Source organism: Bradyrhizobium sp. Leo170, from assembly GCF_004296405.1.
GTDB lineage: Bacteria > Pseudomonadota > Alphaproteobacteria > Rhizobiales > Xanthobacteraceae > Bradyrhizobium.
In genome coordinates, this window is record NZ_PSRR01000642.1 from 1 (window position 1) to 2,070 (window position 2,070).

Sequence of the window (2,070 nt, forward strand, 5' to 3'; positions counted from 1 at the left end):
GATGAATCCCAACAGACCCTGGACATTGATGCGCCTGTCCCGGGTTACGCGTTCCGCTCCACCCGGGCTACGAACTACTTGCCGTTACTGCCCGTGAGTGGTCAGCGTCTGTTGGCACGCCTTGGTGAGGCGGCCACGGTGCTCCTTCAGGCAGGCCAGCACAGCATCATCGCCCTTGTCGAGATACGGCCGGCAGAACCGCGACGCGTCGCGTGTACAGGCCTCCCGCCCCTGCTGCTGCGCCGAGGCCGCGGATGCCGCCAGAAGCAGCGGAATCACGAACAGCAATCTGGTCATTTCTCAAGCCTTCGTATTGGCAATAGGCGAGACAACGGCGTTCTATATTGTTGCCTCACGCTGAAGAAGGTTCAAACAACCGCACCCGCGGCCCAGTTCCGGCCAAACGTCGCGGCGAACGGATGTGATGATCATCACGCAGAACAAAGGCCGAATTTTCTTCGCCAAAGCGGGGCGCGTTGGGATCGCGTTAAGACCTCGTTGGCACTAATGGATCGTTACGAGCGAGCCCCAAGTTTCCCAAGAGAGTAGCGATGCGTAATCCGATAGGCCTGATGCTGGCCGTTGTTGTTGCGGCGGTCGTGATCGCCGGAGTGTGGTTCTGGACTGCTGCGCCGCGGGCCGATGCGGCCCCGCCGCAAACCGTCGCCGCCCGGCCGGCGGATTCGCTGCCGCCAGCCGCCGCGAAATCGGCCGCCAGGGACGACGTCGAGACCACCGCCACGGTGTCCAAACAGGCGGCTGCCGCCCCGGCGCCTGCTCCCGCACCGGCACCCGCGCCGATGCAGGCGAAATCCACCTGCGCCAATCCCGATGCGCTCGGCGTCAGCCGCACCGTCGTCATCGACACCACGGGCGGACCGGGCTTCGGCTTCCTGCAGTACAAGCAATTCGACTTCCTGACCGACAAGGAGGTCGTGCTGACCTTCGACGACGGCCCGTGGCCGACCACGCCGGCGGTTCTGAAGGCGCTCGCGGACGAATGCACCAAGGGACTGTTCTTCCCGATCGGCCTGCACACCACCTATCATCCGGAGATCCTGAAGCAGGTCGCCGCCGCCGGCCACACGGTCGGCGCGCATACTTGGTCGCATGCGCATCTCGACAGCAAGAAGCTGACGGAGCAGCAGGCCAAGGACGAGATCGAAAAGGGATTCAGCGCCGTGAAGATGGCGCTCGGCACCGCGCCCTCGCCGTTCTTCCGCTTCCCGGCGCTCGCCCACACCCAAGCGACAATCGCGCATCTGGCCAGCCGGAATATCGCGATGTTCTCCGTCGACGTCGATTCCCTGGACTTCAAGTCCAGCTCGGCTGACCAGGTGATCCAGACCGTCATGACCAAGCTGGATAAGCAGGGCAAGGGCATCATCCTGATGCACGACCTGCAAAAGCACACCGCGCAAGCCCTGCCGACGCTGCTGCGTCGCCTGAAGGCCGGCGGCTACAAGGTGGTCCAGATGAAGGCGAAGGAGCCGCTGGAAACCCTGCCCGAATACGATGCCCTCATGGTCAAGGACATGAAGGTCCCCGCCGTGAGCGCGCGTCCGCTCTCCAGCGTGGTGCAGACCGTTTCGCAGCAGTAGCTGGTCGAATAGCGTCCTATCCGCGTTCGTCGTCATGGCCGGGCTCGTCCCGGCCATCCACGTTTTTACGGGCGGCGGGTCATATGGAAGGGATCACGAAATGCGCGCAGCGGACGCTCACCGCTGAGTTCGTCGCGGGAATGCTGAGCGATGGTGCCGCAAGAGGGACTCGAACCCCCGACCCCGTCATTACGAATGACGTGCTCTACCAACTGAGCTATTGCGGCGGACCCGTTCGGCGACTGGCCGGAAAGCGCGTGCGCACTGATATCGGGCGTGGCCTCGATTGGCAAGGTTGACGCGGTCATTTGACCGCGCCTCAGCTCCCCCAGCGGGACAGAAACCCGCGCCAGCCGCCGGCTTGGGCCTTGGGCGGGCCGATTTGCTCGGAAAATTCGTCGCGGGTGCCGTCTTCCTCGATCCCGGGGTCGTCGGGGGCGCGGACGATGGGAATCACGGCCGGAATCGG

At 64.2% G+C, this 2,070-nt stretch carries 2 protein-coding genes and 1 tRNA gene; 1 reads left to right on the forward strand and 2 read right to left on the reverse strand.

Going from position 1 to position 2,070, the window contains the following annotated elements; genetic code table 11:
• Positions 1–84: 84 nt before the first annotated feature.
• Positions 85–297 carry a hypothetical protein gene (locus CWO89_RS43490; RefSeq protein ID WP_130584305.1) on the reverse strand — a complete coding sequence of 71 codons (213 nt, stop codon included), beginning with the start codon at positions 295–297 and terminating at the stop codon, positions 85–87.
• Positions 298–551: 254 nt separating this feature from the next.
• Between CWO89_RS43490 and CWO89_RS43495 the strand changes: the two genes are divergently transcribed.
• Entirely contained in the window at positions 552–1,601 is a 1,050-nt protein-coding gene (locus tag CWO89_RS43495; protein WP_130584306.1) for a polysaccharide deacetylase family protein, read from the forward strand.
• Positions 1,602–1,752: 151 nt separating this feature from the next.
• Here CWO89_RS43495 and CWO89_RS43500 read toward each other — a convergent pair.
• A tRNA-Thr gene (locus CWO89_RS43500) sits at positions 1,753–1,828 on the reverse strand.
• Between the last annotated feature and the right edge of the window lie 242 nt (positions 1,829–2,070).